This is a genomic window from Roseofilum sp. KMC-1, from assembly GCF_057802075.1.
Map to the genome: position 1 here is coordinate 184,017 of NZ_CM173605.1, position 17,016 is coordinate 201,032.

At 46.0% G+C, this 17,016-nt stretch carries 16 protein-coding genes; 10 read left to right on the forward strand and 6 right to left on the reverse strand.

Annotation, left to right across the window (positions count from 1 at the left end):
• Positions 1 to 102: 102 nt before the first annotated feature.
• Both AC3FZD_RS00900 and AC3FZD_RS00905 read right to left on the reverse strand, forming a co-directional pair.
• Entirely contained in the window at positions 103 to 1,299 is a 1,197-nt protein-coding gene (locus tag AC3FZD_RS00900) for a homospermidine biosynthesis protein (RefSeq protein ID WP_488738321.1), read from the reverse strand.
• Between the two features lie 749 nt (positions 1,300 to 2,048).
• Positions 2,049 to 2,414, reverse strand: coding sequence for a Dethiobiotin synthetase (locus tag AC3FZD_RS00905; protein WP_488738322.1), 366 nt, complete (start codon positions 2,412 to 2,414; stop codon positions 2,049 to 2,051).
• A 120-nt stretch (positions 2,415 to 2,534) separates the two neighbouring features.
• On the opposite strand from AC3FZD_RS00905, the gene AC3FZD_RS00910 reads away from it, so the two are divergent.
• The 7 genes from AC3FZD_RS00910 to AC3FZD_RS00940 all read left to right on the forward strand — a co-directional run bounded on the left by AC3FZD_RS00910 (position 2,535) and on the right by AC3FZD_RS00940 (position 9,896).
• A complete protein-coding gene (locus AC3FZD_RS00910; RefSeq protein WP_488738323.1) occupies positions 2,535 to 3,677 on the forward strand; it encodes a DegT/DnrJ/EryC1/StrS family aminotransferase in 1,143 nt (380 codons plus the stop codon).
• Between the two features lie 27 nt (positions 3,678 to 3,704).
• Positions 3,705 to 4,622, forward strand: coding sequence for a cyanoexosortase B (gene crtB / locus AC3FZD_RS00915; protein ID WP_488738324.1), 918 nt, complete (start codon positions 3,705 to 3,707; stop codon positions 4,620 to 4,622).
• Positions 4,615 to 5,343 (forward strand): cyanoexosortase B system-associated protein, encoded by a 729-nt coding sequence (locus AC3FZD_RS00920; RefSeq protein ID WP_488738325.1) that lies wholly within the window; start codon positions 4,615 to 4,617, stop codon positions 5,341 to 5,343. Before crtB ends, AC3FZD_RS00920 begins: the two co-directional genes overlap by 8 nt.
• Positions 5,344 to 5,350: 7 nt before the next feature.
• Complete coding sequence (locus tag AC3FZD_RS00925) at positions 5,351 to 6,691, forward strand: polysaccharide biosynthesis/export family protein (RefSeq protein WP_488738326.1); 1,341 nt, start codon at positions 5,351 to 5,353, stop codon at positions 6,689 to 6,691.
• Positions 6,692 to 6,765: 74 nt separating this feature from the next.
• Entirely contained in the window at positions 6,766 to 9,033 is a 2,268-nt protein-coding gene (locus tag AC3FZD_RS00930) for a GumC family protein (protein WP_488738327.1), read from the forward strand.
• 3 nt (positions 9,034 to 9,036) lie between these two features.
• A complete protein-coding gene (locus AC3FZD_RS00935) occupies positions 9,037 to 9,546 on the forward strand; it encodes a hypothetical protein (RefSeq protein ID WP_488738328.1) in 510 nt (169 codons plus the stop codon).
• A complete protein-coding gene (locus AC3FZD_RS00940) occupies positions 9,543 to 9,896 on the forward strand; it encodes a hypothetical protein (RefSeq protein ID WP_488738329.1) in 354 nt (117 codons plus the stop codon). The genes AC3FZD_RS00935 and AC3FZD_RS00940 overlap by 4 nt, the downstream gene beginning before the upstream one ends.
• 27 nt (positions 9,897 to 9,923) lie before the next feature.
• Here AC3FZD_RS00940 and AC3FZD_RS00945 read toward each other — a convergent pair whose 3' ends face one another.
• Together AC3FZD_RS00945 and AC3FZD_RS00950 are read right to left on the reverse strand one after the other, a co-directional pair.
• Positions 9,924 to 11,324, reverse strand: a complete 1,401-nt coding sequence (locus AC3FZD_RS00945; RefSeq protein WP_488738330.1) for an NACHT domain-containing protein — start codon at positions 11,322 to 11,324, stop codon at positions 9,924 to 9,926.
• 109 nt (positions 11,325 to 11,433) lie between these two features.
• On the reverse strand, positions 11,434 to 11,994 hold the full coding sequence (locus AC3FZD_RS00950; protein WP_488738331.1) for a pentapeptide repeat-containing protein: 561 nt from the start codon (positions 11,992 to 11,994) through the stop codon (positions 11,434 to 11,436).
• Between the two features lie 198 nt (positions 11,995 to 12,192).
• Here AC3FZD_RS00950 and AC3FZD_RS00955 point away from each other — a divergent pair, with 198 nt between their 5' ends.
• Both AC3FZD_RS00955 and AC3FZD_RS00960 read left to right on the forward strand, forming a co-directional pair.
• Complete coding sequence (locus AC3FZD_RS00955; RefSeq protein ID WP_488738332.1) at positions 12,193 to 13,743, forward strand: SagB/ThcOx family dehydrogenase; 1,551 nt, start codon at positions 12,193 to 12,195, stop codon at positions 13,741 to 13,743.
• Between the two features lie 109 nt (positions 13,744 to 13,852).
• Positions 13,853 to 14,749 (forward strand): hypothetical protein, encoded by an 897-nt coding sequence (locus AC3FZD_RS00960; protein WP_488738333.1) that lies wholly within the window; start codon positions 13,853 to 13,855, stop codon positions 14,747 to 14,749.
• Positions 14,750 to 14,819: 70 nt separating this feature from the next.
• Here AC3FZD_RS00960 and AC3FZD_RS00965 read toward each other — a convergent pair whose 3' ends face one another.
• Positions 14,820 to 14,993 carry a hypothetical protein gene (locus AC3FZD_RS00965; protein ID WP_488738334.1) on the reverse strand — a complete coding sequence of 58 codons (174 nt, stop codon included), beginning with the start codon at positions 14,991 to 14,993 and terminating at the stop codon, positions 14,820 to 14,822.
• Positions 14,994 to 15,081: 88 nt separating this feature from the next.
• On the reverse strand, positions 15,082 to 15,465 hold the full coding sequence (locus AC3FZD_RS00970; RefSeq protein WP_488738335.1) for a hypothetical protein: 384 nt from the start codon (positions 15,463 to 15,465) through the stop codon (positions 15,082 to 15,084).
• 163 nt (positions 15,466 to 15,628) lie between these two features.
• On the opposite strand from AC3FZD_RS00970, the gene AC3FZD_RS00975 reads away from it, so the two are divergent.
• Entirely contained in the window at positions 15,629 to 16,576 is a 948-nt protein-coding gene (locus AC3FZD_RS00975) for a helix-turn-helix domain-containing protein (protein WP_488738336.1), read from the forward strand.
• Positions 16,577 to 17,016: the final 440 nt, after the last annotated feature.

Genomic DNA, 17,016 nt, shown 5'->3' on the forward strand with positions numbered 1-17,016 from the left:
CTTCGCGCTGTATTGGGGGAATTCTGCCACCCAAAAAAATCCTTCTCTAGAAAATAGAGAAGGACTAGGGTGAAGAAAAGGTTAATCTTCTTAATGGTGACGTTATTTACGAATAGGAGTGCCGCAAGGGTAGTAGCGGGTTTCAAACCCACCTGCTACCGGAGCAGCCGCACTTATGACTTTCGGTTGAGGGACGATAGGAGCCTTTTGTTGCGCCTGATAATCAGCTTTCAGATGGCTTAACAGTTGCTGACGGCGATCATACAGCCGCTTCAGGGGGCGAGGGGCAGATTGTTTACTCACATAGGAGCTAATCAGGGGTAAGGCGATCGTACTATCGGTATAGCAAACAATACTATTAGGCAACTCATTCGGGTCTACTTTCCCCCAACTCACCGCTTCTGAAGGGGTGGCTCCCGATAATCCACCCGTATCGGGGCGAGCATCCGTAATCTGGATAAAATAATCATGACCCCGCTCTTCTAAGCCTAAAACTTCATGAATCTGCGGTTGGGTTTGTAGCAAGAAGTTTTTCGGCGAACCACCCCCAATCATTAACGCAGCACTTCTACCCAGAACATCAGGAATACCCGAATTGCGAGCGCCATAGACAATAGCAGCCGTTTCATTGACATCAATGGCTGGATCGAGCATTAACTCCGATCCCTCTAAAGCTAAAGCTGCCACATTCATACCAATGGAGCTATCCCCAGGAGAAGAGGTATAGATGGGAACGCCACATTCATAGGCAGTCGAGAGTAAGCAAGGATTTTCAATGCCTAAACGCTGTTCAATTTCCCAGATATACCGCCCTAGATGATAATGAAATTCAGCCGTTCCCATCCGTTTTTGGAATTCTGGCGCTTTCAAGGTTTGGCGGATAAAAGCATCCGTTTCTAAGAGGACATCATAATTGAACACAATGTCATAAATCCGAATATGTCCCTCTTCTCGCAATTTCACATCATCTAAAAATGGACTGCCTGCATAGAGGCTCATGCCCAAACCATAATGCAGATCGTGGTATAAATTAGCCCCGGTGCTAATCATCCAATCAATATAACCCTGGCGCATCAAGGGGGCAAGAATCCCTACCCCAAATCCGGCGGGAGTCATGGCTCCTGAGAGACTCACGCCGACTGTTACTCCCGGTTGGATCACTTTCTGGGTGAGCAAGTGGCAAATTTCCCGCAGTCGCGCTGAATTGTAGGCGGTGAAGTAGCCATCAATGAGGTCAACGACACTAATTTCTGTGGGTAGGGGTGCGGGAGCAATTTTATTTTTGAGTAAGCGGGACATGATGGATTCTCCTATGTTCTAATCTGCTTGATAGGACACCAGTTCTCTGTTAATTCATTGAATCAAAATGATCGAGAATGGCTACACAAAATGGAACCCCAAAATTTAGGGTAAATTATTATCCTTGCCAGGGCTTTTTTCTGATTGCAATCTGACCCAAAAAGCAGTTTCTAGCCATGAATCTCTAGATTACTCTGGGTTGCATTCCCTGGGTTTTATAAGGATCTTCAAAGTCTATCGAGTTAAAGTTCTATACAACTAAATAACCATCGGCTGACCTGGGACTTTTTTTCCCAAGGGGCCATTTTCAGGACTTATTTAGCTGATTGACCGGCCCAGTTTGCCCATATGAGTTGAGGATAAGGCAAACCTAATAGTTACAGACCGGTCAGATCAGACTAGGGGGTTCACAGCCATCCACCCAGGAGATTGTAGGGTCACACTTACGTCTACGTTTGAGTTGAATTTCCAGATACCAGAAGCCTTGCCAGGGGTATCCAGTCAAGGGAGGATAGTTCAATTGTCTTCTTCACACCTATTAGAGACGCTAAATCTAATAGTAGCAGAAATTAAGGAGAATTGTCGATTTTTTAAAGTTTCTTGTCTAAATCCCTAGGTAGGGATGATTTAGGTAGTGTGGAGAAGGGATAAGACGGCCATAGATCCTGATGATTTTTACCAAGATTTCATCAAAATTAGGTTAACAACTGGTGAATCTTTTGCTGGGTAAATTTCACAATCACAGGGAGTCAGCCGGATTTTCCTGGTTTCAGGGCGATCGCCGGTTGGGGAGCAAAGACTTTACGCACGGCGATCGCGATCCGGGTCAGATCTGGGTCTAACAAGGGCGGCCAAATAACACCGGACTGTTTATGTTGCATAAAGGCTTGGCGAGAGTCCATGGCTAACAGATGCAGGGCACAAACCAAGCGCCGATCTAATTGTTGCTGCCCCTGGGATTGTTCAGCAATAATACTAAGTGCCAATAATAAAGACGTGACTTGTCCGGGAACGGGTGGCTCTCCAGCTCGCAGACGGAGCAAAAAGGCATCAGGATTTTCACCGGTAGGTAACCCTTGGGCGATCGCAAACTCACAGGCCGTTTTATAGTCCATAGAATCCTCTCCGCAACGATAAATTTTGAGATTAACACCTAAACTCCTCCAGAGATTTGCCACTTCCTATGCCTTAATGCCAAACTCGGAAAAGATTAAACTTGTGATTGTCCTTAGCGAATGAACCCATCCTCTGCAACCATTCCCTTTGTGGATCTCTCGATCCAACATCAGCCCCTAAAAACAGAGTTCGATCAAGCCATGTTAGCCGTCCTGCGACAAGGCGACTTTATCATGGGTCAAGCGGTCAAAGACTTTGAAAGCGCCTTTGCCGAGAGATCCGGAGTCAAGTATGGTGTTGGAGTCGCTTGTGGAACCGATGCAATCGCCCTCGGCTTAAAAGCCTGTGGCATCCAGCCCGGAGACGAAATCATCTTACCAGCCAACACCTTCATCGCTACCCTCATCGGCGTTCTCCACGCAGGAGCAACCCCCATTTTAGCCAACTGTGACCCCCAGAGTGCCCTCATCGATCTCGAAGCTGCCGAAAAGCTAGTCACCGCCAAAACCAAAGCCATTCTCCCCGTTCATCTCTACGGTCAAATGGTCTCCCCTCAAGCACTCCTAGACTTTGCCCAAGCCCATAACCTATTTATCTTTGAAGATGCTGCCCAGAGCCATCTCGCCCATCGAGAAGGCTATAAGGCAGGTTCTGTGGGCAAAGCGGCTGCCTATAGTTTTTATCCCAGTAAAAATCTAGGGGCTTTTGGGGATGGGGGCATCGTCTTAACGAACGATCCAGAGGTAGCCCAAACCCTGCAAACCCTGAGAAATTACGGAGCGCCTCGCAAGTATTACCACACTGAACTAGGAACCAATAGCCGTTTAGATACTATTCAAGCGGCGATTCTCAATGTCAAGTTACCCCACCTAAATACCTGGAATCAACAGCGCAATCAAGCGGCGCAAGCATATGATCGCCTCCTCGCCCCCTTAGCCCAATCCGGTGTCGTCCCCATCGCCAACCACAGTGGGCTAGGCCATGTTTATCACCTCTATGTGATTCGCCTCTTAGAAAACTGTGCCATCAACCGGGATACCCTACAAGAAAAACTCCAAGTTGCGAACATTCAAACCGGTATTCACTATCCCATTCCCTGCCATCTCCAACCCGCTTATGCCTATCTGGGTTATCATGCGGGAGACTTTCGAGAAGCCGAACAACTGTGCGAGTCAATCCTTTCCCTACCCATGTTTCCAGGGATTACCTCAGAACAAATTCAGCGAGTCGTTGAGGCGATCGCTGAATGTATCAATTTTTAAACCCACCCCTCTCAACCCTGTGAAACCATGACCCAACCCTCTACTCTTCCCAGTTCCATCCCCAAATCTTGGGTGAACTATGCCCTCCTAGCCCTCTTTATCCTTCTCTATGGGCCCTTGCTCTTCCATTGGTATGACGGCTGGATTAATAAAAGTATCAGTATTGAACATGAATATTTTAGTCATGGATTAATCGGCCTGCCCTTTGCTCTCTATATCACCTTCTGGGAAAAACGCCAGCAATGGGCCCAACTGCCAGACAATTTTCATCCCCTAGGCGGCGTTTTCCTGGGACTCAGTGGAGTGTTCTACATTACCGGATTACCCGATTTGGTTAATCTCTCCTTTCCCCTAATGTTGATTGGAGTCTGTCTCTGGCTAAAAGGAATGCCTGGACTCAAACTCCAAACCTTTCCCCTGATTTTAGTTGCCCTAGCCACACCAACAGAAATTCCCTATTTAATCGAGCCTTATATTCTGCCCTTACAAAGCTTTATTTCGACCATGGCAGGATTTATCCTCTCTGGTATTGTGGGAATGGATGTCACCGTTAACGGGATTTATCTCTCCACTGGAGGAAGACTGGTTGAAGTGGCTCCCCACTGTGCGGGCTTGAAAATGCTGTTTACCAGTCTCTATGTAGCGTTAATGCTACTCTACTGGACGGGTGCGATCGCCCAGAAGCGCAAAATTATTACCTTATTAGCCGGATCGATTGTCATTAGTGTAGTGGCTAATATTATCCGCAATGCCCTACTCACCTATTTTCATGGCACAGGCAATGAACCCATGTTTGACTGGTTACATGAAAGTTGGGGCGGAGACCTCTATTCCGCAGGCATGTTAGGTTTAGTGGTGCTGCTGTTGAACTGGATCAATCGTGACGACTCTTTAGAATTAGAAGAAACGGATGAAACCCTTGAATCCTTCAACTCCGATGAATGATGGGCCCCCTCCCCAAACAGGAAAATCCTCTTGGACTTTATGGGTATTACTAGCATTTTTGTTGGTCATGGTGGCCATCGGTGCGATTCCAGGATACCTGAAGGGATCTTGGGAATGGCGATCGCCCCCCAAAGTTGCCGCCTTAAAAGAATTGCGAGAAGTCCGCAAAAATGGCTTAACCCTCGACCGTTGGGAAACCCTTGAGCAGATGGAGATTAATCTGGGGGGTCATCAGTGGTCTTATCAGCAACTTCAGGGAGACTGGGAAGAACCTGTAATTCTGTTGTTTTTGATCCAAAATTCAGACCTAGACCAACCGCGGGTGGAATGGATCGATGTTAATGGCTTTGTACAACAGATTTTTAGTAACTGGAAAACGGATTCTGATCAAATCAAAACTTGGGATATCAATACAAACTCTAATCAAGTGGTGAAAGTGCGATCGCGATTTTTTCGCGGCTGGAATCCCGTACAAACCTATGCTCTGGTGCAATGGTATGCTTGGCCCACTGGGGGAGATCCGGCTCCGGTGAACTGGTTTATGGCCGATCGCCTAGCCCAAACGCGAGGCGATCGCGCTCCTTGGATAGCCGTTTCCCTCCTAATTCCCATGGAACATTTGGGAGATTTAGAAGACGTTGAAGATATTTCCCAGTCTCTGGTGCAAACCATCCAAACCACCCTCATAGAAACCGTCTTTAGTCAGTCCCCTGTGCAATAAATTCCCTATGGCTCAGTCTCGGCATTTAAATCTAACCATTAGTTTGACATTAGGTATGGGATTGTTCCTCCCTTCCCAAGCTAAGGGACAATTACCCCCCATTAATGTTGATCAACCCACCTCTGTCGATCAACTCCTCGAAGACGCAAGAGAAAGACTGAGAAACCGAGGGGAAACCCTGGAACTCGATAACCCATTGCCCACCGCCCCAGCTCCAGAATTTGATGTTTATCGCCTAGGCCCTGGAGATTCAATTACAGTTAATGTTAGCAATTTTCCCGATCTCAATTTTCAAGCTCTCATTGATTTAGACGGCAATATTATTGTCCCCTTAATGGGACGATTAGCCGTTAAAGGGTTAACGATACCTGAACTGGAGGAAAAAATACGCTTCGGTTTAAATCAATTTGTCATTGAACCGGATGTCTTGGTTACCCTAGGCAATCGCAGACCCGTTGAAGCGATTATTACTGGTGAAATCCTTCAACCCGGAAGCTATGCCCTACCTGCTGCCCCTATTCCTATCGTTGCTGATGCTTTGGTTCTTGCTGGTGGAGCTACTCAGTCGGCTGACCTGCGTAATATTATTATCCGTCGAACCTTAGTCGATGGTTCAGTTCTAGAAGCCTCTGTAGATTTGCTCACTCCCCTCAAATATGGGCAACGAGTTCGAGACCTACGGATTGAAGATGGGGATGTCATCATTGTTCCTAAACTTGACTTTCAGGATCTTGACTACGATCATCAGTTAGCGGCAGAATCCAATTTATCCCAAGCCACAATTAATATTGATGTGGTGCGCTATACAACCAGCTCTGTGGGGTCAATTACCTTACCCAATGGCAGTACCTTTGCCGATGCAATTGCGGCGATCGCACCTAATTTTGAAGAAACTAAATTAAGTAAAGTGGGGTTAATTCGCTTTGACCAAGAACAAGGACGAGTCGTGACCAAAATCCTTAATGCTCGCAGTGTCATGTTAGGGGATGTTTCCCAAAATGTGCGCCTGTTAGATAATGATATTATTGTCGTCAATCGCAACCTACTATCGAGACTCAGCGTAACCCTCACCCGCATTACTCAACCCTTCCAAGATGTCCTCACTTTCATGCTCTTTTGGCGACAATTTCGAGATAATGTCACCGATGTCTTTACCGTTGATACGAACCTTAATAATGACCCATCTCCCGCTCCCGCTCCTACTCCAACACCTACTCCCACCCCAGGAACCACCCCAGGAAATACCCCAGGAGCCACCCCTACCCCATCGCCCTCTCCTAGTCCATCCCCAGCGCCCTCTCCTAGTCCATCCCCAGCGCCCGCACCATCGCCCTCTCCTAGTCCGTAAATCTCTATGCTTTAAGCTGGCCTAGGTTAAAGTAGGAATGAGGGAATTTTTTTGTAAGTAGCCTGGATAGAACCATGACTTCACCCCTGATCAAAAAATATAAACTTGCCTTTGAGAAATATTGGTTAGCTATTCCCATTGGCCTAATGGTAGGAGCATTGGGGGGTGGAGGATTTGCGGTGCTTCAACCCGCACCAGGTCTTCCCAATTATAAGTTTCAAGCAGTCTTGCAAATTACTACTCCTCCAGTAACGATTTCAGAAACGGGAACGGCGATCCAGGCCCAAAGTCAACAACTGGAAAAGAATGCCCAAGAGTTGCTCTTAACCGGTGAGGTGTTACAAAAAGTAGCAGAGCATCCGAAACTTAAGATTAACCCTAGGGAATTACAACAAAAAGTTTCAATTCAGGATAATGAAAAAACCCCTTCTCTTTTGTTTCTGTCTTTCACTTGGGATACTAAATCTCAAGGTCAGCAAATTACTGAATTGTTAGTGCAAGAGGTGATTCAACAAAGCCGTCTTCTGAATACCAGTCGCTTGCGATCGATTATTGAAACTTTGAATCAGCGTTTACCCAAGGTGGTGGAAGAGCTACGCAAGGCAGAAAATGAGCTAGAACTATTTATTCGCCAAACGGAATTTGCAGAAATTAAACGCTCTCAATTACCCGCTTCAATTACGCAAAATGAACAGCAACAGCGACAGTTAGAATTGCAAATTGAAACGGTGGGAACCCAGATGTCAAGTCTACAACGGCAGTTAGGTTTGAATCCGGATCAAGCCTATGCTTCAGCAGCCTTAAGTGCCGATCCGATTATTCAACGGTTGCGGGGTCAGTTATATGAGTTAGAGTCTCAAGAATTATTACTCAGTCAGACTCTGCGGCCGGATAATCCCCAAATGGTGGAGTTAAAGCGACAGTTAGCCTCGGCAGATAATTTACTAACGGCACGAGCGGCTGAGGTGATCGGGGGAGATGGTATGGCTGCTCCGTTGCCAAGTGGCGAGCAAATTCGTAAGGATAGTAGCCTCGATCCAGCTCGGCAGGCGATCGCCCAAGAATTGGTAGGACTCAAAACTCAGAAAGAAACCTTAGAAAAAGAATTGGCAGTAGCAAAAATCATTGCCGCAGAATTGAAACAGGAATATGCGGGCTTGCCCAATACGCAAGCAGAACGGGCGAGATTAGAACAGCAGGTGGTATTGACCAAACAATTTTATGACACCATTCAAGCCAAACTGATTGATGCCCAAACCGCCGAAGCAGAAACCGTAGGTAATTTGAATATTGCCCAACCGCCCAGATTAGCGGAAACGATTACCCCCCCAGCCCCTTTACCGATTTGGTTGCTCCTACCTGCTGGAGCTATCGGTGGTACAATTTTGGGCGCTGGAGCCATCTTTGGCTTGGGTATAGTATTAGCTAATGCGATGCAAACCCTGGAAGATATTCAAGCTTTTGTCACCGAACGGGAAGTACAAATTTTGGGAATTTTACCCTGGGTAGAAGAGTGGGATACTTCTGGAGCAGAAGTGCCACTGATGCTTTCTAGATATTCCCCCTATTTAGATACCTATGAAAAGTTCCGTTCTACTTTGCGCCAAGTAGAAGAAAAGCCCAAAGTGATATTGGTCACCAGTTGCGATCGCCAAGAAGGAAAAAGTGTCACCGCCTATAATTTGGCGATCGCCTCCGCCAGAGCCGGAAAACGTACCCTCTTGGTCGAAGCCGACTTACGCAACCCCTCCAACGCCCACACCCTCAAAATCGTTCCCGATCCCGATTCTCACTTAGAACCCCTGCGCTACTATAGCCAAATTAGCGACTGCATTCGTCTGGTTCCCAACATTGAAAACCTCTACATCGTCCCCAGTTTTGGCCCCTACGAATATGCAGCAGCCGTCGTCGAATCAGCAGAAATGCGCCTTCTGCTCGAAGATGCCCGCAAACGATTTGATTTTGTCGTCGTTGATGCTTCCGCCCTCAGTCTCTGTAACGATCCTCTCATCTTAGAGCGCTATACCGACGGTGTAATCCTTGTCACCCGCGCCGGTTATACCATCAGTGACCATTTAGCCGATAAAATTGACCTCCTAGAAGAATCGGAAGACTACAGTCTATTGGGCATCGTCATCAATGCCGAAGACCTCAACATTGGGCCCCTACCCCCGCCCCCCATTGTGGAAACCCCCGATCTCAGCGAAACTGACTCTGAATCCATCCTCAATGGTCAAAATGGGAGTTATGCCTCCGAGCGCAATGGGCATAACGGGCATAATGGTAATGGTAATGGTAAAACACCAACATCAAAGCCTGGGCGAAAAACGACCCAATCCTAACCGATGAATCAGAGCCAGCGCATCTTCATCTGTACCCTAGTCGCCCTAGCCTCCAGTGGCTTCGGTTTTCTTGTGGGAGGAAATCTACAATTTCAATCTCAAATGAAAACTTGCCAAGACTATTCTTGGCCCTTCAAAAACCTCTGTCAACTTTGGGTTGGCCCAACTGCTTGGGTACAAGGCAGTATCACAGGGGCATGGGTTGGCATGGTTTTAGGGGGGTTTGTTGCTGGTTTAGCCACCACTAAAAAAAGCCCACAAGAGCAACATCAGTCACTTGAACAAGCCGATTTTGAACAAGTCTTATCCTCTTTGGAAACACAAATCCCTGGAGTTCATCAGTTAAGCGACAGAGAACGGCTCATTCTAGCTTTAGGAATACAATTGAGCCAAAGCCAACCAACAGAAGCCCTCAAGTTACACTCCGTTAGGCAACTGGTCGCCAGTTTAGAGCCAAGCCTGTCCAGAAAAATGCAGATTTCAGAAGAGGAGCAAAACGAGATCGGTAAATGATTGCTCACCTCATTTTATCGATGTTAATTACTGTCGCCCTAGCCATTTTGGGCATTTGGTTTGCAGGATTACCCGGTTATTTTATAGTTTGGCTTTCGCAACCCTTTATCCGGTTCTGTTTTGGTCAAAGGGCCCTCTCTAATTTAAATGCTGAAGAAAGTTTTGCGGCCGTTTTTCTGGTTTCTTTATGTTGGGGGTTTAATGTTCTCCCTGGCTATTGGGTAGCATTTATTTGGTTTAAAGAATTTTCCCTGATTAGTCAAATTCCAATTTTTGTGGGTGTGGTGTATTTAGGCAGTATGATTGTTGCCCTAGTAAGCTATGGTTGGGTAAGGGGAAAATCAGGATGAAGAAATTGTGGCGACTGTCACCAACCCTTACAACTTAAATTCCTCAATTTGGGCAAAATGTTCTTGAATGAGTTGATGGGGAAATTGATAGCGATCGCCGATTTTTTGGATCAAGCCTTTACTACTCGCATAATTTAAAAAGCGCCGATAATTCCAAGGCATCAGATTCTCTCGATAGAGGCGATACCGCAGCATGAATTTGGGTAATAAGCGGAAGCTAAAACTTAAGATCCCGATCGCCGCCACCACTGCACCGACTATTAACCCCATCATTAAGCCTAAGCCTAATCCTTCTACTAAAGCCGCGATGCACCCGCAGATGATGCCAAATAACAAAGCTATAGCACTACCGAGTCCTACTTGGTAATCTCGGTTTTGTTCCAGGGTTTGAAAATAACCCCTATTCACCTCGGAGATCTCAAAACTGGTGCGATTTTCTTTTTGCATCCATTTAGCCAAAGCAATTAACCAATGTTTGGTCTCTTCCGGTTTGGGCTGTTCCTGGGAATGATACCATTGTCTTTGGTTCTGGGGCATTTCTTGGGCTAAAAGACGACGCAGATAGGCATTGAAGAGATAGCGATATTGTTGCTCTGAGTCAGAAATTCTCGCCCAAGCATGAATTAAAATTTCTTCATCTGCTAGGGTCATTAAATTTAAAAATAAAGGAGTTTTAGCTAACACCATTAGTGCCTTATCTTCGCGCAGATTATACCACAATTCTCGGCTTCTGGCTTGGAATAAATACTCTTTAATTTGTTTGGGATTCAGATGTTTTAACCAAACAGCTCCCTGAAGTTTCAGCCGAGTGGGACATCGTTTATAGGAATCAATTCTTGACCCTAAAATTAGATTAAGGGACTCTTGGGTATTGCTTTTAAGTTCTTTAATGGCTTGTAGAGTTTGGTTTTGACGATCGAAAGATAGGGTATCTAGATTATCTAAGATCGCCAGAATTTTACCTTGATAAAACCATTTTTTAGCTAATTTACGAGGTAATTCATAGTGGAGAAAACATTGATCGATTAACCAGGTATTTAAGGTATTTTTCTGCCATTGGGATAAATTAAAGAGCAGGGGAATGGGTTGATGACTGTAGGTTTGGGCCCTAGCAACTGCCTCATCTGCCAATTCTAATAAGGTGGTCGTTTTACCACTGCCGATATTACCCAAAACAACCCAAATGCCCCCCGTTCGATCGAACAGGTTAAAAGGGGTGGTATTGGGGTCTAATAGGGTGGTGGGTGAACCACTCAGTTTTACCTGAATATCCCCCGGCCGTCGGACTCCTAACGGGTTCGGTTCATTACTCAAAGTGGTGAGTACCTGATGATGTAAAGACTGGCTCAACTGAGCCTGAACATCATGGCGTACCCTAAGAAGGAGTTTCTGTCGAATCCGAGTCTGCTGGCGATCGCCAAAAGTCATGATCTTACTAAGGTGTCGCAAAGACAGCGATAGGTTTTAGTTATCCTACCAGGTCTAAGATGAATTACCTGCCGGAATACCTCAATCATCTTCATCACTTGAACGGCCGTCAAGAATCCGAATTTGAGTTTTGATTATCCCCCATCGATCGATGACCATTGGGAAGGATTGTTGTCCGATCAATAATAGCATCCGTAAGATCGCTATTTTCTGCCCGGAATAAATCACACTGCTCTAAACGGGCCCCCTGGAATTGAGCGGATTTCAGTTTTGCACCTCGAAGATTGACCGCGTAAAGATTTGCTTCCTGTAGATTGGCATAGGACAAATCTGCATTTTGCAGGTTAGCATAAGATAAATCCGCACATCTTAAGTCCGCATAACGAAGATTAGCCCTAGACAAATTTGCCGATCGCAGCCGAGCATGAGATAAATTAACCCCATGGAGTTGAGCATCGCTCAATAGGCTCCCTTCTAAATCAACCGACCCTAAATTAGCTTGGCTTAAATTACTATAGGGCAGGTAAGCTTGAGTTAAGTTACTCCCTTGAAAATTAATTTTTCTTAAGTCAGCATCAAATAAGTTCAGTTGCTGTGCCTCAATGCTTTCAAAATCCCGTCTTCCCTGTGCATATTCTTTGAGTATAGCGTCTGAGCTGATTTTCTCCATATTGGTTGTTATCTTGGAAACAGTGCATGATTTACTGCTGGATTCTAAAGAACCCTCAATCGATAAGTAAAAATGCTTATTAAACTGCTAAAATAACTTACCCTGGTTCTGTGAAAATCTTAAGGTTTCATAACTTTTTTTTAAGATTTGTAAAATAAATTCTATCCCTGTTTAAGATTACCTCACCAACAACCACCCATGTCTCAAACCAACTCTTCTGGCGACTCCATCGCCCAACACTATCATCAACGCACCAAATACGACCCTGAAACCATTAGTCAGAAAAGCCAGGGACTTAACTGGGAAGATCAACCCATTCCCTTCAAAGAGTATAAACTAGGAAATACCATCGACCTCAAACCCTACCTGAGTCCGGATACCCCAGAGCAAGAATGGCAAAATCTATCCCGGTTTCTCCTCTGTAGCTATGGCATTACGGCTAGGGTTCCTACCCTCATGGGTGAATCCTTCTACTTGCGTTCCTCCCCTTCTGCGGGGGGATTATATCCAGCCGAAGTATATCTGATCTCCCAAGGCTCATCCCTACTTAAACCCGGCCTCTATAACTATCAGTGCAAAACCCATAGTCTAGTACACTATTGGGAGAATCCGGTTTGGGAGAGCCTACAAACAGCCTGCTTTAACCACCCTGCCCTCAATCAAACCTCTGTGGCGATCGCCCTAACTGCCGTCTTTTATCGCTCTTCCTGGCGCTATCAAGACCGTGCCTACCGTCGGATATGCCTCGATAGCGGCCATCTCTTAGGTAATCTCGAACTCGCCGGAGCCATGTATGGATACCGCCCCTATCTCATCGGTGGATTCACTGACGATCGCATCAATGAACTGCTCTATCTCGATCCCGAAAAAGAAGGAACCCTCGCCATTCTTCCCCTAGTCCCCTACCCCAAACCCGATATTCCGCCCCCCTCTCCTCCCAGTGCCCTACCTTCTGAGAGCCAAACCAACTACCCTCCCCTTCCCGAAGGCAAACTCTTAGAATACCTGCATCAAAGTACCCGCATCCCTGACCACTCTCCCCCCAAAGCCGATCCAACCCCCCTAGACTTAGAGGATAAATACAACTTTCCCTTTTGCTTAAAAGTCTCTACTCTCAGCCGTCCTCTCAACCTCGGAGACTTAGGCACTACCCCCCCTCGTGCCACTGATGACACCCCTTCTCTCGAAAACACTATTCTTCAGCGTCGCTCCACCCGTTCCTATACCGGTGCTGATCTCTCCTTAGCGGAATTGCAGGCACTGTTGGACTTTACCTATCAACCCCAACACTATCAAGAGCAGTTTCTCGATCCCACTCCTGACTATTTCGATCTCAGTTTATTAGAAACTTTTATCGCTGTTTCTGGGGTGAGTGGATTAGAGGAAGGCTGTTATTATTATGCGCCCAGAGCGCAAGAACTGCGGCAAATTCGCTTTAAGAACTTTCGCCGAGAACTGCATTATCTGTGCTTAGGACAAGATTTAGGTCGAGATGCCGCCGCGATCGTTTTTCATACTGCCGACCTAGGGAAAGCCGTAGCTAAATATGGCGATCGCGTTTATCGTTACCTGCATATGGATGCCGGTCATCTCGGACAACGGCTGAATTTAGCCGCTATTCACCTGGGCTTAGGAGTCAGTGGCATTGGCGGCTTTTTTGACGATCAAGTGAATGAAGTGCTGGGAATTCCCGTAGATGAAGCGGTCATCTATATCACTACTCTAGGTCGTCCGCGACGCTTGGGTTAACGATAGTTAGATAGCATTACCAGGAGGCTTCCCAGCCTCCGGTATTGCGGGGCGATCGCCGAAACTGTAATAAAATAGAGTATCAATCCTACTCAAACCCTCTCTTGTCGTGACGCGCCAACCCCACGATCAATTTGCCAAGCAGTATCTAAAAGAACTGCTCGAACCTCTGGGAGAAGTCGAAATTAGCCGGGAAATTCCAGGGGAAACTCTCTCAATTGACTTGATCTTCGAGCCATCCCCTAAACCGCTAAACAACCCTCCAGCATTGGGTTTACTCGCTCAACTGGCTTCTACACCTTGTTTATTAGAACCCTATCGCAATTGTCCTAGTAATCCAGAAATTCGCAACTGTATTCTCAAGCTGTTCCACGTCCATGCAGAACTGCAACGTCAGGCAAAACGGAAGCAGCGAACTCTGGAGGAAGAGCAATTGCCTCGATTATGGATTTTAACTCCCACTGTTTCTGAGAGAGTATTAGAAGGATTAGGCGCTCGTCCTGACTTAAAAAAATGGTGTGCAGGGGTGCATCTTTTAGCAGAAACGCTCAGAGCGGGGATTATTGCCATTAACCAACTGCCAGAAATCCCAGAAACCCTATGGTTAAGGATGTTGGGGAAAGGAGGAACCCAAAAAAGAGCCATTGAACAAGTGCTGGAGCTACCCACAGAAGATCCTCAACGGCGAAATATTTTAGAGCTAGTGGGAATATGGCGGATTAATGTAGCCAGTAAAATAGAACTTGAACCAGAAGAGAGGGAGTTAATTATGGAATTATCACCAGCGTATCTAAAATGGCGAGAAGATACCCTGCAACAAGGGATTGAACGGGGACAGCGCTTGATGGTTGAAGCCTTATTACGAACTCGGTTTGGTGAGTTGGATGAGGCGCTTTTGGGGATTATTGACTCTCTGTTGGTATTGTCTCCGGATGAGTTTATGCCTTTGTGTTTGCAGTTATCCCGTGAGGAGTTGTTGGAGCGATTTGGCGATCGCCAACTTTAAATATAGTATTTTTAGAAATCCCTCTCCGGTGGGAGAGGGATATCAGTGGAAAATCAGGCTAAACTTGTGGTTACTTTAACCGCTTAATTTTTAAAACTTCAGCAGATTGAGTTGGAAATAGGGTCATCCGATCGGCTAAGGTAACCCAAGCTGCAACAACTTTGGGAGTTTCAATCAGAACAATAAAGCCCAGGGTAATCAAAAACTTGCGCTTGCATTCTTTTTTAGAGTTAGAGATGCTCATCAGTTTGTCCTCCAGTATCTTGACTGATATGTGATTGACAAATCTAGAGAGTAGAAAAGCAGAATTTCTACTCTCTAGTGAAATATATCTAGCCTTGATAGATATATTGTTGAATGAAGTTAAACGTGCGTTGGGGAAGCTTGTTTTGTTGCCATGCACCATAGGCAGCAGTAAAGGCGAGAGGCCATAACACAAACAGGCTCACTGTTCCAACAACGGCTTTATCAGCCCATTTTCCTGCCCCAATTTCCACAGTAAGGGTGTTATCTTGGTGGCGAAGAACGATGTTGAGAGCGGAGGCAAGTCCGAGCATATTGCGCCATCCACCTTGACGAGCTTGAATCACTTTATCTCCATTGCTTAATTGCAGGTCTTGAACTTGATAGTTTTGGAATTCAAACCATTCTTTGACGGCATGGGTGAGACTATTTAGGTTAAGGTGAGAGACGTTAAAGTTACGAGTATCAGTCATCAAATTGTTCCTTTGAACTCTATATTTTTATCAAAGCACGTCCCACTCTGCTCGCCAGCCCCAATTGTTGCTTAACGAACTGCAACAACTGCACTTGTTTGAATTAAATGTGCATGGTAATTTTAAGATGTCAATAGAATGTAATGTGTATGGTTTTGAAGCTATGACGCAAAACAATAGACCCAGAACTATTGCGGCTAATCCTCAAGGATTAAAGCAATTGAGAGATGCTAAAGACCAGAAAATAAAATTAGAGTCTAGACGTTTTAGCTATGAATATATAGGAGAAAAGCTGTATATGGACAAATCGACAATTTCACGTTTTTTTCAAGGAAAGCGTATTTATACAGATTCTGCTGAAGCGATCGCTAATTTTTTTGGATTAGAGTTGACCGATATTGTGGATAGGGATGAATTCAATCGAGCAGGAGAACCAGAAGGCACGGTTTTGCTGGTTAATCATTCAATCGATGAGTTTCTTCCTAAAGCAGATGAATTTTTAGAGTGGTTACGGAAAACATCAGGAGATCATACGATTACCATTCGGGTAACGAAACCGGGTAGTGTGATTGTGGTGTTGGATGGTTCGCTGGAAGGACTCAGGCGCATTGAGGAGTTGTTTCGAGCGGGTGAATTGCAGGAAATTGCTGGGTTTCAGGTGTTGGATGTTTACCCGGAATGGGAGGAAGAACCGACGCGGTTAAGGGATTGGTTTCAGGATATATTTACTGAAGGCTGGCAACAGGCTGAGGAGTTGTTGACACCGGAACAGTTGCGTCCGGTGATGGTGTGGAGCGATCGCACTCAACGGGCGAAGTTCTACGATTTGAGTGTAGACTTGCTTCAGTGTCAGGTGGTGTTGTTGATTAATCTGATACAGGAAGAGGAGGAGAGGGCGATCGCTAACTTAAAAGTCTATCCCAAGGATGCCGAGTTTTTGCCCGTTAACCTGAAAATGACTATCCTTGCTGAGGGAGAGGTATTTAAGGAAGTGACCGCTAGAGCTGCCGATGTGTGGATTCAATGTGAGTTTGATGCTAACTTTGGTGAAGAATTCACCGTCTGTTTGGGCATCGATAATACAATAGTGAGCGAAAAATTTGTCGTCTAATGATGATGCCCTCTCCCTAAATCCCTCTCCCCAGGGAGAGGGACTTCTCCCCTTCTCCCGTGGGAGAAGGGGTTGGGGGATGAGGGCAACACCCGTAAATCCACAAGATTGTGCCCTCTCCCTAAATCCCTCTCCCCAGGGAGAGGGACTTTACTCCCCTTCTCCCGTGGGAGAAGGGGTTGGGGGATGAGGGCAACACCCGTAAATCCACAAGATTGTGCCCTCTCCCTAAATCCCTCTCCCCAGGGAGAGGGACTTTACTCCCCTTCTCCCGTGGGAGAAGGGGTTGGGGGATGAGGGCAACAAATACCCAAATTCAAGGGGGTAAAAATGTCTCAACAGATTAAACTAACTCTCAATAAATCCCCAGACGGTTTGATTGCCCTCATGGAAGTCAAGGTGCAAGGGAAAACCATCGCTTCCGCAGAAGGAGAGTTGCC